Origin of the sequence: Sphingopyxis alaskensis RB2256, assembly GCF_000013985.1 — a bacterium.
Lineage (GTDB): Bacteria > Pseudomonadota > Alphaproteobacteria > Sphingomonadales > Sphingomonadaceae > Sphingopyxis > Sphingopyxis alaskensis.
The window spans coordinates 919,863-935,115 of sequence record NC_008048.1 but is presented as its reverse complement, the minus strand read 5'-3'; the positions used below and the strand labels follow the sequence as shown (position 1 = coordinate 935,115).

The window sequence follows — 15,253 nt, the reverse complement described above, 5'->3', positions numbered from 1 at the left end:
TGGACAACATCGGTGACGATGGAAATGCACCAGCCCCTCCTCGCGCCTCGCACTCGGCCAAAATCGCCTCCGTCACGGTGGATCAATATCATGTCATCGCGCTCTAGGCGCGACCGGGACTGGGACGCGGAATTGTCGTCAGGATCAACGTCGCAAGAATGGCAAGCGTCGCGAGCACCAGAAACAGCGTCTCGAAACCGAAGCCCGGGACGACCGAGATCGTCAGCAGCGGCATAATCAGCGAAGGGAGCGTGTTGGTCAGATTGAAAACCCCTAGATCGCGTCCACGGCGATCCGAACGCGGCAGAATTCGAAGCGTCTGACCAGCATGCAAGGCGAGAAAAACGGTGGTTGCGATACCGAAAAGAAGATAGGCGAGCTTGGCGAGGTCGGCCGAGGCAGCGAGCGCCATACCGAGCATCCCGGCCGCCGAAACCGCGCTGCTGATCACAAGCGGCAGAAATGGACGGTCATTGCGATCGGACCAGCGGCCACAGTAAAGGGCGATGGGTATCGCAATGGTGAGGGCAAGACTGAACAGCCGCGCCTTTTCGTTATCGCCCATGTCCGGGTCAATCGAGCGAAACCAGAAATAGAGATAGGCGAATAACGCCGCTTCGGAAATCTGGACCAGAAAGCGGGCGAACCACATCCGCACGGCCGGTCCCTTTGACAGGGTCCCGATCCGTCCATCGCGATCCAGCGATGGTGCGCGCCCGAGCATCTCGAGGCGTCTGGGGCGTGCAAAAACCGTCGCCGGTGTGACGGCGGCCACCACCAGAAACGCAAGCGCGAAAAGTCGGGATTCGAACGTCTCGAGAACGGGCAGCGTGACGAGCGCCCCCGACCAGGCGCCAAGCGCGGGCGCGAAGGCGAGAAGGCCGCCCAGCAGACCCTTCTGATCGTCGGGAACGAGGTCGCCGCCCCACGCTGCAAGGGGGCCAAGGACCATGTTGAGCGCGAGCTGCCAGCAAATGATGATCGACACGAGTGTCCACAGATCGTCCGCCAGCGGGACGGCAAGGAGCAGCGCGACTGTCAGGACCAGCCCCGACAATATCCACCATCGCCGACTGTTCGTGATGTCGCTGAGCCAACCGAACAGGATTCCGCCAACACTGGCCGCAATGGCCCCCGCGAATGTCAGCAACCCGAGCCATTCGACGTCGGCCGACCCTGCCAGCACCGCAATCCGCGACGGAAGCAGGATGGTCAGGAACGGGACATAGGCCATGCTTCCGCCAGCTACCGCCAAGGCATAGAGCAGCATGAAAGCGAGCGACTGGTGCCGATGCGGCGCGGGATCATCCATGCGCGGGCGCAGAAGTCGATTCGCGTTCGACGAAGCCCCCGGCAACAATCACGGGTTGTGGCGGCAACTTTTCCCCCCGCTGCGCCTTGATGATCATTTCGACGGCGCGCGACACGGTTTCGGCGACCGGCTGATCAACGGCGGTAAGCGTCGGCTGGGTAAAACGCACGATCGGCGTATTGTCGAAACTTACGAGCGAAAGCTGTGACGGAATCTCGATCCCCAGTTCGCGCGCGACTTCGAGCGCGGCGAGCGCCATCTGGTCATTGCTGGCGATGATCGCCGAAGGGCGATCCGGATGACCAAGAAGCTGCCGCGTGGCGGCCGCGCCCGATTCGTAAGTGAAGTCGCCTCTCGCCACGAGTCCGGCGGTCGGCAATCCCGCGGCACGCATTTCGCTTTCCCAACCATCGACGCGCCATTGGCTCAGCGGATATTCGCTTGAACCTGCAATGAAAGCAATGCGCCGATGGCCAAGGTCGATGAGGTGACGCGTCGCGTGGCGCGCCATGCTCTCGTCATCCATCACCAGCGCAATCCCCGCCCCTCCGCCGCGCGATCCGATGCGCGCAAAGGGTATTCGCTGCCGTTCAAGCAATCGCACGATCAGCGGATTGTCGGAATGGGGGGGCGTCAGAATCACGCCGTCGGGCTGAAGCGCCGCGATGGTTGCGCGCAGTTCGCGTTCGACATGGTCGCTGTGCGTGTCGACAAGCTCAAAAATAAGCCGATAGCCATATTCGGCGCACTTGAGCATGCCGCCCAGCAGCATCTGGTCGACCCAATCGGTGCCCTGCCGCGCCGTCCAGTCCGCGATCGTCCGGTCGCGATCGTTGATCGCCAGAATCAGATAAGAGCGCGACCCGCTCATCCGGCGGGCGGCAATCGACGGCACATAGCCGAGCTTGTCGATGGACGCCTGGACGCGCGCCTTCATTGCCGAGCGCACATTGGGTTCGTCGTTGATCACACGGCTGACCGTTTGCAGCGACACACCGGCATCGGCCGCCACATGCTTGATCGTCACCGCCTGGCGGCGTCTCGCCATTTGCTATTCGCCCCTTTCCGCCGCCTGGCCGATCGCGGGGCTAATTCCTGGCCCGCCTTTTTGCCAGACCCGAACCCAATCGACCTCCATGCGCTTGGGATAGCCGCCGCGCTGAACGCCGCCAAGCCCCCGGGACTCTGCGAGTCGGCCACCGATTGCGAGGTTGAGGATAAGGTGGAACGGCTGATCGAAAGGGGCTGCCGGTGCGCTGGAGGCGCTTGTCGACCATTCGTCCGCGCTGCGCTCGGCAAAGGTTCGGCCGTCCACTTGCCAGATCATCCGCTCGGGATACCAGATGAGCGTATAGGTGTGGAACGCGCCATCCAGTACCTCGCTGAACGCCATTTCCTCGCCCTTGTGCTGATTGTTGGGCCATGCGCCGCCGAAGTGGAGCGTGCCGAGGATCCTGTTCTCGCGGCCGCCGGGGCATTTTTGGCAAGCTACACCAAGGTTTACCGCCTCGAGGATGTCGATCTCTCCCGAAGCCGCCCAGCTTCCGTAGCGGTCCTCCTCGGGAAGCATCCAGATCGCGGGCCACGTGCCCTGTCCCTGCGGAAGCCGGGCGCTCACTTCGATCTTGCCATAGGTCCACGAAGCCTTGCCGCGCGTGGTGAGCCGCGCGGAACTATATTCGCGCGTGACCTTGGCCGTAGGGCTCGACGATCCCGCTCGCATCCGGGCGGGAAGCGCGACGCCTTTCACGGTCTCCTCCCGCGCGGTGATTACCAGCCTGCCCTGCTCCAACTGCGCGTTGCGCACGCTGTCGGTATAGCACTGCCGCTCGTCATTCCCGCCGCCCCAGCAATCGACATCGAAGCTCCACTTCGTCCGGTCGAGCGTTTCTCCATCGAACTCGTCCGACCAGACCAGCGTCCAATTGTCCTGTTCCGGCACCGCGGCAGGCGTGTGCATGCCCTCAAGAACGAGCGCGATCACGAACGCGGGCGTCATGCGTCGTTCCGCCCGCCGACCGCGCAATATCGGGCGATATAGGCCCCGTGCGCAGGCAGGCTTGCAACCGTTCGCTCGACGCCGTCGCGCAGCATCGACAGAAATGCCTCGAGTTCGTCGGGACGGAGCTTTGCCGCGATCGGATGATAGCGCTGTGGCATGATGCCCTGGCCCATCATCACCTGCACCCAGCTGTTTTCGACAAAAAGCTCCTCATTTCTGCGGAACACCCGGCCCGTCTCGCGAAACAGTTCGATTTTCTGTTCAAGGCTCGCCGGGATCGGCATCGCCGCACACTGCCGCCAAAAGGGTGAATCACGCCGCTCGGTCACCTTGTAATGGAGAATGAGAAAGTCGCGGATCTGTTCCATGTCGGCAAATTGCTGATCGTTGAACTCGGCGATGTCGCGCTCGCTGACCGGCCCCGAAGGCAGCATACGGATGAGACGCAGCACGGCCCGCTGGATGAGGTGGATCGAGGTCGATTCAAGCGGCTCCATGAACCCGCCCGACAGACCGACTGCCACGCAGTTTCGGTACCACTGTTTGCGCCGCGCTCCCGTGCGATAGCCGATGAAGTTCGGCTCGGTCAGCACATCACCCTCGATGGAACCGAGCAACCGGTCGAGCGCATCGTCTTTGGCAAGGTAACGACTGCAATAGACGATCCCGTTTCCCTGGCGGTGCTGCAACGGAATGCGCCATTGCCATCCGGCATCGTGCGCGATCGCCCGCGTATAGGGCACGGGCGGGGCGACGCTTGCAGTCTGCACGGCAATCGCGGAATCGCAGGGAAGATAGTGTGTCCAGTCGTCGAACCCCGCGTGCAGGGCGCCTTCGATCAGCAGCGCACGAAAACCGGTACAATCGATGAAAAGATCGCCTTCGATCCGCCGCTCGCCGTCGAGCATCAGCGCCGCGATATTGCCGCTTGCACCGTCGAGTTCGACGGCGGCGATCCGCCCCTCGATTCGCCTCGTGCCGTCGCCTTCCGCACGCTCGCGCAAAAAGGCGGCGTAAAGCGACGAATCAAGTTGATAGGCATAATTCATGCGATCGTCGGGCAGATGCGCGAACTTGCCCTCGTGCGCAGCCTTCAGCTCCAGGCAGTAATCGTCATAACTCCGGCTGTGCCCGCAGGTCAGGCCGTGAAGCCAGAAATGCTGGAACCCCGCCGACCAGTGATCCTTTCCCGTGGTGCCAAAAGAATGGAAATAGCTTTCGCCGACATGCTTCCAGTTTTCAAACTGGATCCCCAGCTTGAACGTCGCCTGGGTCGCGCGCATGAATGCGGCTTCATTGATCCCCATCAATCGATTGAACAGCACGATCGGCGGGATCGTGCTTTCTCCAACGCCGATCGTGCCAATGGCATCGGATTCGATCAGGGTCAGATCGATTGCCGCGCCCAAGGTGCCGGACAAGGCCGCCGCCGCCATCCAGCCGGCGGTGCCGCCGCCGGCGATGACGATTTTCAGCCTGGCGGTGCTGCTGTCCATGCCCGTCATCGCGACAGGCTCCGCAGGAGCCGCGCGCGGATTTGTCCCGCAGTTTCAGGCGTAAGCGGCGCAAGTATCCCGCGCGCGTCGACAGGCAGGTGATCGGTCACTTCGGCTCCGTTCGCAAAAACATAATGGTCGAACAGCGCGCGCCAACGCGCCTTGTCGCCGGCCGGCAGGTCGCGCAGGGCAAGGATCGCGTGGAACAGCGCATCCTCGGGCTTTCCAAGATGAGTGGGCACATCGCTCCACCAATAATTGACCAGAGCATTCAAGGGCGCGCGGCCTTCGACATGGTGCCACCAGAGCGACGGCACGAAAATGGCGTCGCCCGGTTCGAGATCGGCGACCTGGGCGCGATCGAGAGCGTCCCTAAACCGGGGGTGGGCGGCAAAATCAGGAGCGCGGAAATCGACCATGCTGACGGGGCGACCGGCGGGCGTATTTTCGAGCGGACCCAGATAAAGATTGGCAAACTCCTCGGGCGGAAAGATGGTGAAGCGCCTCCGTCCCACCGCGCAGATTGCCAGATTGTGCGGCACATCATTGTGCGCGGCGATGCGCGTGCGCCCGCCTATCCAGATACTTTCTATCGGAACCCGATTGCCGAGCGGCAACCGGTTCTCCTCGCGCAGTCCATCGAAATAGCCGCCCATGTCGATCGACGAGAGGTAGATGACCGGCGCGTCGGCTTTGTCGGCATTGGCTATGATTCCGTCCAGTATTTCGGCGAGCGGACCCTGGGCCATGCGGAAATTCATACCCATCGCCGCATTATAGAAAAGCCGGTCGCCTCCCCCCGGCTCGCCAATGTTGACCGGAAAGCTGCGCGCCCGCGCCCGTTCGACCAGATAGTCGCGCACCGCGGCGTCACCGGCCTTGCCCGCGGCCACCAGCGGCCATTGCGCCGCGAGACCGCGTATTATGAAAGGCTCTTGCGCGTACGACAATTGCGCATCGAGCGCGTCGGGCGCCACGGCCCGTTCGACAACCCGAGGGAGGTCATCGAGGAAAGCGGCACTCTCAGCCATGGTTCTTCGCAGCGCGGCGGCGCGCAAGCTTGCCAAGATTGCCCAGCGAAGCGAGCGCCATGAACAGCGGCAGCAAATGTCCGGCTGCATGAAGCTCGCTCATCGCGCCGGGCTCAAGCGCGCGCAGCTTGGTCTCGTTGATCAGATGATAGCCCACCAGCCGGTGCTCGCCGCCTCCCGCACGGGGAACGTCGAGCGCAAAGGGTTCGAGCAGGTCGTAACGATCGAGCGCGGAAAAAAACGCCCCGCTTGCTCTATGCCCTTCATCGAGTTCGGCGAGCATGGACATGATCTGCTCAAGATAGGGGGTCGGTCGGCCTGCGTCGTCGAACACCCGAACGCCATCGACACCGCGGGCGATGCGTGGATGATCGAGGTCCACATGAACCTGAGCCGCCGAACTGGCGTCGCGCGAACGACCGATGAGAAATGGCTGTATGGCCAGTGCCATGGGTTTGGCCGAAGCGGACCAGGACCTGCCGTCGAGAAACAGATTCTCGTCCTTTTCAAACCCCATCAGAGCGAGCGCGGAGAAGCTGCGATGCTCCTGATCATAGTGGAACACTATGGGATAGTCGGTCGCCAACCGGCGAAATTCGTTGGGGACCGCCAAACATGCCATGACCTTGTCGCCATATTCCGCACCCGGACCTATGTGGATGCGCAGTTCGGCGTGGTCAGCCGGATCGAGGATTTGATGGTTGCTCATCGACGGCAGGTCTTTCGTAGCTAGGCGGCGTGCGCCCGAAGTGCGGAAAAATAGGCGCGGTTCTCGGGCAGCGCGGCCACCAGGGCGCGTGCGCGTTCGGATATTTCGGCCAGTCGGACGCATGCCTCTGATCGGGGTCGGCTCAGCGACACCGTTTCGCCGGGTCGCATCCCATACAACACATATTGCTGGCTCGCGGCCGAGAAAACTTCGTCGACCTGTGGAAAGTCCCATGCTGACGGAGGCTGATCGCGCCAAAGAGCGAGTTGCTCGGCGAGCCGCGAGGGAATCGTCGCAGGATCACGATGCGCTTTCCAATAGGGTTCCTGGCGCTGGCTGAGCGCATAATGAAGCTTGAGGAAGTCGACGATGCGCTCCCAGCGGTAGCGGAACAGCGTGTTGAAGCGCTGAGCATGAATATCCATTATCGCGCGACTGGCAGGAAAATTGTCAGCAAGCGCGCGCACCGACAGTTCGATCATGACGATTGCCGAGGCTTCAAGCGGTTCGATGAACCCGGCAGACAGTCCGATGGCAACGCAATTCTTCTGCCAAAACCGCGCGCGATAACCTGTCCGGAACGACAAGGCGCGCGGTGTCAGGTTGCCAGCGTCGGCCTCCGGCATGTGCGCCGCGATGTAGTTGCGCAACACCGTATCGGCCTCGGCCTCCGACATGAAACGCGCAGCATAGACGCAACCGATCCCCCGCCGCGTGGGCAGGGCGATGTCCCAGATCCAGCCGGCCCGATGGGCTGTCCCGATGGTCTGCGAGGCGATGGCGCTTTCCGCCTGCGTCGGCACCTGCACGGCAAGGGCGCGGTCGTTGAAGGAAACGTCGGAGCGGTCGATCCATTCGACGCCATGATGCCCGCCGATCAGAAGGGCGGCCTGCCCGCTGCAGTCGATGAACAGCTCGCCCCCGATTGCCGTGCCATCGTGCAGCGCAAGCGCTGCAATGTCACCATCGCCGTCGGCGATAATTCCGGTGACCTCTGCAGCGACATGCGTCACGCCGAGCCTTTCTGTGGCATGACGCGCCAGAAGCTGGGCAAACTTGCCCGCGTCAAGATGATAAGCGTAGTTTAGCGTTCCCGCATAATCCGGCATCGCAGGGTGTCGCGGAGCAAGGTCGCGCTCGCAGATCGCGGCCTGCGGCGTTACCGCGGCGGCAAAGGATCTGGCATTTTCGTCCGCGCGCCAGGCCGCCAACACGTCGCGCATGTCAATCGGCGGCGGCGCGGAAAAGGGATGAAGATACCGGTCCTCCGGCGCGCCGGTCACCCATCCGACAAATAGCGATCCCTGCTTGAACGAAGCATCGCACTCGCGCAGAAACTCGGTTTCCTCGATGCCGATGGTCGCCAGCGTTTCCCGCATCGTCGGCCAGGTGCCTTCGCCGACGCCAATGGTGGCGATGCCGGGAGCTTCGATCAATATGATCGACAGGTCAGGACGGCGCGCCGCCAGGACGCATGCCGAGAGCCAGCCTGCCGTTCCTCCTCCCACGATCACCACATTATGAATCGACGTGCCCATCGCTCGATCAGATATCCGACATTGATTGGGAAACAAAACAATTGGGCCGCACTGCAGAAGCAATGCGGCCCATTGTCGTCAGTGCGCCTTGCGGGTCACGCTTGCTTCATCAGAAAGTGAATCGAATGCCCGCCGAATAACGCGCATAGCCCGGCGCCGCGAAGAAGATCGCGCGATCGTTACGGCGCACGCCTGTCCGGTCGGCGTTGGTAATGTTGATACCTTCGACGAACGCGGTGAGGCCTTTCTTGAACTCGTAACTCAGGCTGGCGTCGAACTGGCCATAGGATTTGATGTAATAGGGATCCTGATCCTTGCCGGCCAGGAACCGGTCCCGCCAGTTGTAGGCGATACGCGCCTGCAAGCCGTTTTTGTCGTAATAAAGCACGGCGTTCGCGCTGTCGCTCGCGCCCGGAACAGCGAATTGCGTGGTCGTCCACGGCAATGTGTTGTCAAATCCCGTATCGCTGTTGACCACCGTGTAGTTGAGGATCGCGCCGAAGCCGGTATCCCAGAAATTATGCTGGATCGCAAACTCCCAGCCCCACAGCCGCGCCTGCTGATCGCTGTTCGATGGCTGGGTGAAGGTGAAGATGACGTTCGGATCGCCGGCACGACCCGCAACGCCACCCGCCGTCCCGACGCCGGCCACATAGTCGGCTGGCCGATTGGCCTGAACCCAGGCGACGATCTGGTCGAAACTCGCATTCGGCCCGAGCGCCTGGCGCGCTGCCGTGGCCGCCGCGCCCTGCGACGGATCGGGCAAGTCGAACAAAGGCGTCTGGGTGGTGTCGTTGGCGATGAAATTGCTGACCTTCTTGTTGAAGAAGCCTACCGACACATAGCTTGCCCGATCATAATACCATTCGGCCGACAAATCGACATTCTTGGACTTGTAGGGGAGCAGAGCCGGATTGCCGGCGCTTGCCTGGCTGCCGCCCGCGCCGACGCGCAGCGGCTGCGCGAGCGTAATGCCGCCTTGCATGCTGGCATAGTCCGGGCGGGTAATCGTGTGGCTGTAAGACGCGCGCAGCTTCACATTTTCAAAGGGCGACAGATCGAAATCGATCGCAGGAAGCCAGTTATCATACTCGCCTTTCAGCGTCGTGAAATCGGTACCGGGCGTTTTGACCAGGCTGATTTCATTCTGCGCGACCCAGACGGTGCCCGTGGGGATCTCGGCGAGCGCCCTCGACGTAACCTTGGTCTTCTCATAGCGCAGTCCAAGACGCAGATTCGCCCTGGCATCGCCCAGATCGAAGCTGTGGAAGGACTGCACCCAGGGCGTAATCGACTTTTCCAAGATGCGCCGGTCGGTGGAATAAGGCGCCAGACAAGTATCGCCCGGCGCGGCGTCACAGATCCCGAGCCTGTCGTCGAGGAGTGAAATCAGCCCTGCCGTGTCGATCAGAAAATAGGTCGGAATGATGGCCGGGTCCCTCGATCCGCTCATGCCGGAAAGATCGGGGGAGAGTGCGCGCGGCGTGAACAGCGAATCCGGCGTATCGGCCGCAGACAAGGTTCCGCCCCACGTGTCATTCTGGATCACCCCGAATGCCGTCCGCACATCATTCTCGAGGTAGCTCGCGCCGAAATCGAGGCTTTCGATGAATGACGCATCGAAATCGAAGCCGCCACGCAAGCTGACCTGATCGATCGTATCCTTCATATAGGCATTGCGGAAAGCATTGCCCGCCGGACGAATATTCTCAGCCGCGATCTCGGAACCGGGGTGCATGGCGACCGAAATGACCGGCATGTCGGTGGTGAAGTCCACTCTCTGGCTGGCAACGCCAAAGATGGCCGTACCGACGGCAATCCCGCTGCCATAAGGCGAGGTCGGCTTCGATTCCGCGGTGGAATGGTGGCCGTCGAGTTCGAGGCGCAGCCCCCAGGGCCCTTCCCACTTGATGTTGCCGCCGAACGAATGGTTGATATTGCGGTTCGAACCGACCGCGCCGGTGATCGCCAGATCCTTGCCTTCGGCGGCAGCGAAATTCTCCGCGTAGAAATTGGCGCCCGCGGCGGGGCCGTTGGTCCAGCTGCTCGACGTGTCATTGTGATTGAACCACACGCCGATGCTGCTCTGGCGGCTGTCAAAGGTGTTTTGCGCAAAAATATAGTCGAGCGACACATCGAGGCTGTCGGTCGGCTTGAACTGCAGCACCGCCTGGCCGTTGATCCGCTCGCGCTGGAAATCGTAAAAATCATACGCCGCATTCTGCGGAACCTGGTAAATGTCGGTGGGTCCGGGGCGGTTTTCGATATTGGCGAAACGCGGGTCTCCGGGTTGCGCAAGCGTACCCCAGTTGTTTTCCGCACCCGTATAGCCAGGCCGCCAATTGCCCACAGTGAACTGCGCCTGGCCGCCATTACGCTTCTGATAGGAACCGGCGAGCAGGATGCCGATGCGGTCATCGGCGAAGGTCTTGCTGATGATGCCCGAGATCTCGGGCGTGACGTCCGTGCCATAAAGTTGCGACGTGTCGTAAACGCCCTTGACACCGATGCTGCCATTGAGGCCGGGGCGATCCAGCGGTCGTGGCAGTTTGATGTTGATGACCGAGCCGATACCGCCGGTGGGAAGCGAAGCGCGGCCCGACTTGTAAACCTCGACCCCGGCGACGCCTTCGGCGGCGAGGTTGCCGAAATCGAAGCTGCGTGTCGATGGTGCCGAGAAGCCGTCACCGAGGGTCGATGTCGGCATCTGGCGGCCGTTCACCACGACAAGGTTGAACTCGGGGCCGAAACCGCGGACCGTGACGGTCGACCCTTCCCCGCTGGCCCTGTCGATCGATACGCCGGTGATGCGTTGCAGCGACTCCGCCAGATTGGTGTCGGGGAACTTGCCGATGTCTTCGGCGGAAATGGCATCGACCACGCCTTGTGCATTGCGCTTGATATTTTGCGCCTGTTCGAGACTTGCACGGATGCCGGTAACGACGATCGCGTCGTCCTCATTCTGCGCAACGACGTCATCCTGGGCGAGGGCCGGTTGACATGCGATGCCGATCGCAAGCAGCGAGACGCCCATTGCCAAGCGATCGAAACGGACCTTCCGCGAATCATTCATCGGCGAATTCCTCCCCAGGATTATGTGTTTGCGCGATTGAAGCGCAGATTGTGAACGTTCACGTAAATGATAACGTTCACTTCGTCAAGCCTTGTCGCGAAAGGATGAGGCCGCGGATCGCAGGGGAGGCGGCGGCGGCATCTGCCAAATCGGGCGATTTTCCGCACAGCTTGCCCGGTCGGCGATAATTGCGACCGTCTCGCCGCCGCTTTGAAAACAGGGGTCGCCGTGAAGGCGGCGAGGCGGTTCCCCATGGCGGCAATCCGTTCGCGAACGAATCTGCGATATCTCCCGCACGACGTGTCGCGGTGCGCCTGGCGTCGATTTCCTTCACAAACGCCCCGCCGCACATCAGGTTTCCGAGCTGATGCAAATCGGAGGCAAACGACGGTCAAAATCGGCCCATGATCGGCGTCGACGAGGAACCCCTTTGGGATATGGTGATTGCGTTCTCCCCTGAAACCTGACCGATTTTGGGCGGCGTGTGACGAGAGCGAGTTGGGCGGGTTGACGCGACGCAGGTTCAGCGAAGAGCAGAGGATCGCGATTGCGACAGCCGCACTATCGGCTTTTCCCAATTCGACCCACAGCGGCTGTGCGGAGCCGCCCTATGTCGGCGCGACAGGCCAATAGCGGTCGCGGATCGACCGCTTGTAAAGCTTGCCCGTGTCGAGCCGGGGCAGCGCAGGGTCGAAATCGATCGATCGCGGGCATTTCACATGGCTCAGCCGGGCGCGGCAGAAACGCAGCAACTCTTCCGCAAATTCATCGGTCGCGTCGGCGGGATCGAGCGGTTGCACGACCGCTTTCACCGCTTCGCCGAACTCGGCGCTCGGCACGCCGATAACGGCCGCGTCGGCGACGCGCGGGTGAGTGATCAGCAGATTTTCGACTTCCTGCGGATAGATGTTCACGCCGCCCGATATGATCATGAAACCCTTGCGGTCGGTCAGGTAAAGATAACCATCCTTATCGACATGGCCGATGTCGCCCAGTGTGCTCCATGCCGGATGTCGCGGATGTCGCGCGTCACGCGTCTTTTCGGGGTCGTTCAGATACTGGAAATCCCAGCCGCCTTCAAAATAGATCAGCCCGTCGACGCCCGGTGGCACCTCATTCCCCTCCTCGTCGCAAATATGCAGCGTTCCCCAGTCGGCGCGCCCGACCGATCCGGGATGCTCCAGCCATTCCTGCGGCGTGATAAAGGTCGATCCATTGCCTTCCGACCCGCCATAATATTCATAGATGATGGGGCCGAGCCAGTCGATCATCCGGCGCTTGATCTCGACCGGACAAGGCGCTGCGGCATGAACGATCTTTTGCAGCGACGAGAGATCATATTGCGCCCGTGTCGTACCCGGCAGCGCAAGCAGGCGCACGAACATCGTCGGCACCATCTGGATAAAGGTGACGCGATGGCGTTCGATCAGGCGCAACATGTCCTCGGCATCGAAATGGTCCATGACGATCAATGTTGCGCCCAGCCGATGCGCAACCATGCCATAGACCAAGGGCGCGGTATGATAGAGCGGTGCGGGCGACAGGATGACGCTATCCTCCCCGACGCCATAGCGCCCGGCGACCCGATCGCCCAGCATGTGCGGCGCATCGGCCGCCTCGCCGCTGAGCGGCAGCCTTATGCCCTTGGGCCGTCCGGTAGTGCCGGACGAATAAACCAGATGATAACCAGCGGTTTCGTCCGCGATCGGTTTGGACGGAAAGCCCGTCAGCGCCGCGCGCCATGACGGAAATCCGTCCATTCCCGCCTCCAGGCCGAATATGTGACGCACGTCCGGGATCAGGCGCTGACGTTCGCTGACAAGGTCCGGCGCAGCCGCTACATCGGCATGGGTGATCAGAAGGCACGCGCCGCTGTCGTTCAATATATAGGCCGCTTCCTCTACGGTCAGATGCGTCGCGATCGGGCAGACATAAAGTCCGGCCCGCTGCGCCGCCCAATAGATTTCGAAATAATCGCGGCAGTTTTTGAGCCAAAGCGCGATCGTGTCACCCGTCGCTATCCCCAGTGAGCGAAAAAGCTGTGCTCCACGATTCGCCACATTTTCGAGCGCGGAATAGCTGACCGTTTCTCCGCTTGCCGCCATGACGATGGCTGGACGATCGGGCGCTTTTCGCGCAAAATGGCGCGGATGCATCTTTTCTCTCCTTGCTCCTTTCAGTTATATAACTACGTTTACTTTCTGTGTCGATTATCATATTGCGGCCGACGACGAATCCGAACGGAGCGGCAATGGGAAAGGATCAGGACGAATGGATTTGAAACCCGGTTCGCGCTGGAAAAGTGCAGTTTGCGACGCGCAAATGGTCGTCGTTCGCCCGCCCAGCATTGCGGGGGAATTGCAATGCGGCGGCGCGCCCGTTCTCCCGATCGACGACCCGGCGCCGATCACCGGCGGCGTCAGCGCTGAATTTGCCGACGGGGTCGCCATCGGCAAACGCTATATCGACGAAGAGAGCGGGCTGGAGATACTGGGCGCCAGGGCCGGCAAAGGGTCGCTGGCATTCAACGGCAATCCGCTCGCATTAAAGGGTGCGAAACCGCTCCCGGCATCGGACTGACACAGATGCGAACCTCGCTGTTGCTGGACATTGCCGCTGACGCGGCCTCTGATCGGCCCGCGCTGGGCAGCGGCGAGGAGGCGATCGACTTCGGCACCTATCGCGCGCGCGCCAGCCAGACAGCGGCGTGGCTGGCCAGCCGCGGCAAGGCCAACACAGCCTTCCTCGGCATGAACGGCGAACTGCTGCCCATCCTGCTGTTCGCCAGCGGCATGGCGGGAACAGCCTTTGTGCCCCTGAACTACCGCCTCCCCGATGCCGATCTCAACCGGCTGGTCGCGCGCACCGCCCCGGCCGTGCTGATCGCCGACGACGACATGCTGGCGCGCATCGCCCCGGCCGAAGGTATCGAACTGGTCGCACGGAGCGATTTCGAAGCGGAGTTTCTGGCAGGACCAACGCCGCCGCCCGCCGCCCTGCCCGAAGCAGAGAATGACATCGCGGTGCTGCTGTTCACCAGCGGCACGACCGGCGAACCGAAAGCCGCGGTGCTGCGCCACACGAACCTGACCGCCTATGTCATGTCCACGGTGGAGTTTCTGGGCGCGGGCGAGGACGAAGCCGCGCTGGTCAGCGTTCCTTCCTATCACGTCGCCGGCATTTCGGCGATCCTGACCGCCGCCTATGGCGGACGGCGGATCGTCTATCTCCCCGCTTTCACGCCGGACCAATGGGTCGCCACGGCCGCTGCCGAAGCCGTCACCCACGCGATGGTCGTGCCTACGATGCTCGACCGCATTCTGGACGTGATGGAACAGACCGGCGAAACGCTACCTGCCTTGCGCGCGCTATCCTATGGTGGCGGCAAGATGCCGGAGCCGGTGATCGCGCGTGCACTGGCAAAGCTGCCCCACGTCGATTTCGTCAACGCCTATGGCCTGACCGAAACCAGTTCGACCATCGCCCTGCTGGGCGCGGAGGATCATCGCATCGCCTTTGCGTCCGGCGACCCCGCGATCCGCCGCCGGATAGCATCGGTCGGGAAGCCGTTGCCAAGTATCGAGCTGGAAATCCGGCGCGAGGACGGAACCCCCTGCGCCCCTGGGGAGCATGGCGAAATTCACGTCCGCGGCGAGCAGGTTTCGGGCGAATATCTGAACAAAAAGGCGGTGGCCGACGACGGCTGGTTTGCCACCAATGATGCCGGCTGGCTGGACGAAGGCGGATATCTGTTCGTCGAGGGCCGCCTCGACGATGTGATCGTGCGCGGGGGCGAGAATATCTCGCCCGGCGAAATCGAAGACCTGCTTCGCACCCATGACGACATTGCCGATTGCGCGGTGCTGGGCATTCCGTGCGAGAAATGGGGCGAAAAGGTGGTTGCGGTGATTGTCTCGCGATCGGGCCGTCCCGACATCGAAGCGCTGTCGTCCGCGATCCGCGCGAAGCTTCGTTCGACCAAGACCCCCGAACAATGGTTCGTGCGCGATGCCCTTCCCTATAATGAAACGGGCAAGCTGCTGCGGCGCGTGTTGAAGGCGGAACTGGCGGAAGCGGCCTGCGCGGGGTAGG

Annotated in this window: 11 protein-coding genes; 2 read left to right on the top strand and 9 right to left on the bottom strand. The window is 62.0% G+C overall.

Annotated elements, in window-relative coordinates:
• Window positions 1-103: 103 nt before the first annotated feature.
• From SALA_RS04640 to SALA_RS04600, 9 genes are all read right to left on the bottom strand, one after another.
• Window positions 104-1,312, bottom strand: coding sequence for an MFS transporter (locus SALA_RS04640; RefSeq protein WP_011541227.1), 1,209 nt, complete (start codon window positions 1,310-1,312; stop codon window positions 104-106).
• Window positions 1,305-2,360 carry a LacI family DNA-binding transcriptional regulator gene (locus tag SALA_RS04635; RefSeq protein ID WP_011541226.1) on the bottom strand — a complete coding sequence of 352 codons (1,056 nt, stop codon included), beginning with the start codon at window positions 2,358-2,360 and terminating at the stop codon, window positions 1,305-1,307. The genes SALA_RS04640 and SALA_RS04635 overlap by 8 nt, the downstream gene beginning before the upstream one ends.
• 3 nt (window positions 2,361-2,363) lie before the next feature.
• A complete protein-coding gene (locus SALA_RS04630) occupies window positions 2,364-3,311 on the bottom strand; it encodes a glycoside hydrolase family 16 protein (RefSeq protein WP_011541225.1) in 948 nt (315 codons plus the stop codon).
• Window positions 3,308-4,819, bottom strand: coding sequence for a tryptophan halogenase family protein (locus SALA_RS04625; RefSeq protein ID WP_011541224.1), 1,512 nt, complete (start codon window positions 4,817-4,819; stop codon window positions 3,308-3,310). The genes SALA_RS04630 and SALA_RS04625 overlap by 4 nt, the downstream gene beginning before the upstream one ends.
• Window positions 4,816-5,841 (bottom strand): cupin-like domain-containing protein, encoded by a 1,026-nt coding sequence (locus tag SALA_RS04620; protein WP_041383089.1) that lies wholly within the window; start codon window positions 5,839-5,841, stop codon window positions 4,816-4,818. Before SALA_RS04620 ends, SALA_RS04625 begins: the two co-directional genes overlap by 4 nt.
• Complete coding sequence (locus tag SALA_RS04615) at window positions 5,834-6,550, bottom strand: SapC family protein (protein WP_011541222.1); 717 nt, start codon at window positions 6,548-6,550, stop codon at window positions 5,834-5,836. The genes SALA_RS04620 and SALA_RS04615 overlap by 8 nt, the downstream gene beginning before the upstream one ends.
• Window positions 6,551-6,570: 20 nt before the next feature.
• Window positions 6,571-8,088, bottom strand: a complete 1,518-nt coding sequence (locus SALA_RS04610) for a tryptophan halogenase family protein (protein WP_011541221.1) — start codon at window positions 8,086-8,088, stop codon at window positions 6,571-6,573.
• 109 nt (window positions 8,089-8,197) lie between these two features.
• Complete coding sequence (locus SALA_RS04605) at window positions 8,198-11,161, bottom strand: TonB-dependent receptor (RefSeq protein ID WP_011541220.1); 2,964 nt, start codon at window positions 11,159-11,161, stop codon at window positions 8,198-8,200.
• 608 nt (window positions 11,162-11,769) lie between these two features.
• Complete coding sequence (locus tag SALA_RS04600; protein WP_011541218.1) at window positions 11,770-13,317, bottom strand: acyl-CoA synthetase; 1,548 nt, start codon at window positions 13,315-13,317, stop codon at window positions 11,770-11,772.
• 115 nt (window positions 13,318-13,432) lie between these two features.
• On the opposite strand from SALA_RS04600, the gene SALA_RS04595 reads away from it, so the two are divergent.
• Together SALA_RS04595 and SALA_RS04590 are read left to right on the top strand one after the other, a co-directional pair.
• Entirely contained in the window at window positions 13,433-13,741 is a 309-nt protein-coding gene (locus tag SALA_RS04595) for a hypothetical protein (RefSeq protein WP_011541217.1), read from the top strand.
• Between the two features lie 5 nt (window positions 13,742-13,746).
• Window positions 13,747-15,252, top strand: coding sequence for a class I adenylate-forming enzyme family protein (locus SALA_RS04590; RefSeq protein ID WP_011541216.1), 1,506 nt, complete (start codon window positions 13,747-13,749; stop codon window positions 15,250-15,252).
• Window position 15,253: the final 1 nt, after the last annotated feature.

What these genes read in the sequence shown, in the direction of transcription:
- SALA_RS04590 (WP_011541216.1), top strand. Translation starts at nt 13,747, where the DNA reads ATGCGAACCTCGCTGTTGCTGGACATTGCCGCTGACGCGGCCTCTGAT.
- SALA_RS04630 (WP_011541225.1), bottom strand. Translation starts at nt 3,311, where the DNA reads ATGACGCCCGCGTTCGTGATCGCGCTCGTTCTTGAGGGCATGCACACG.
- SALA_RS04635 (WP_011541226.1), bottom strand. Translation starts at nt 2,360, where the DNA reads ATGGCGAGACGCCGCCAGGCGGTGACGATCAAGCATGTGGCGGCCGAT.
- SALA_RS04600 (WP_011541218.1), bottom strand. Translation starts at nt 13,317, where the DNA reads ATGCATCCGCGCCATTTTGCGCGAAAAGCGCCCGATCGTCCAGCCATC.
- SALA_RS04595 (WP_011541217.1), top strand. Translation starts at nt 13,433, where the DNA reads ATGGATTTGAAACCCGGTTCGCGCTGGAAAAGTGCAGTTTGCGACGCG.
- SALA_RS04625 (WP_011541224.1), bottom strand. Translation starts at nt 4,819, where the DNA reads ATGACGGGCATGGACAGCAGCACCGCCAGGCTGAAAATCGTCATCGCC.
- SALA_RS04640 (WP_011541227.1), bottom strand. Translation starts at nt 1,312, where the DNA reads ATGGATGATCCCGCGCCGCATCGGCACCAGTCGCTCGCTTTCATGCTG.
- SALA_RS04610 (WP_011541221.1), bottom strand. Translation starts at nt 8,088, where the DNA reads ATGGGCACGTCGATTCATAATGTGGTGATCGTGGGAGGAGGAACGGCA.
- SALA_RS04615 (WP_011541222.1), bottom strand. Translation starts at nt 6,550, where the DNA reads ATGAGCAACCATCAAATCCTCGATCCGGCTGACCACGCCGAACTGCGC.
- SALA_RS04605 (WP_011541220.1), bottom strand. Translation starts at nt 11,161, where the DNA reads ATGAATGATTCGCGGAAGGTCCGTTTCGATCGCTTGGCAATGGGCGTC.
- SALA_RS04620 (WP_041383089.1), bottom strand. Translation starts at nt 5,841, where the DNA reads ATGGCTGAGAGTGCCGCTTTCCTCGATGACCTCCCTCGGGTTGTCGAA.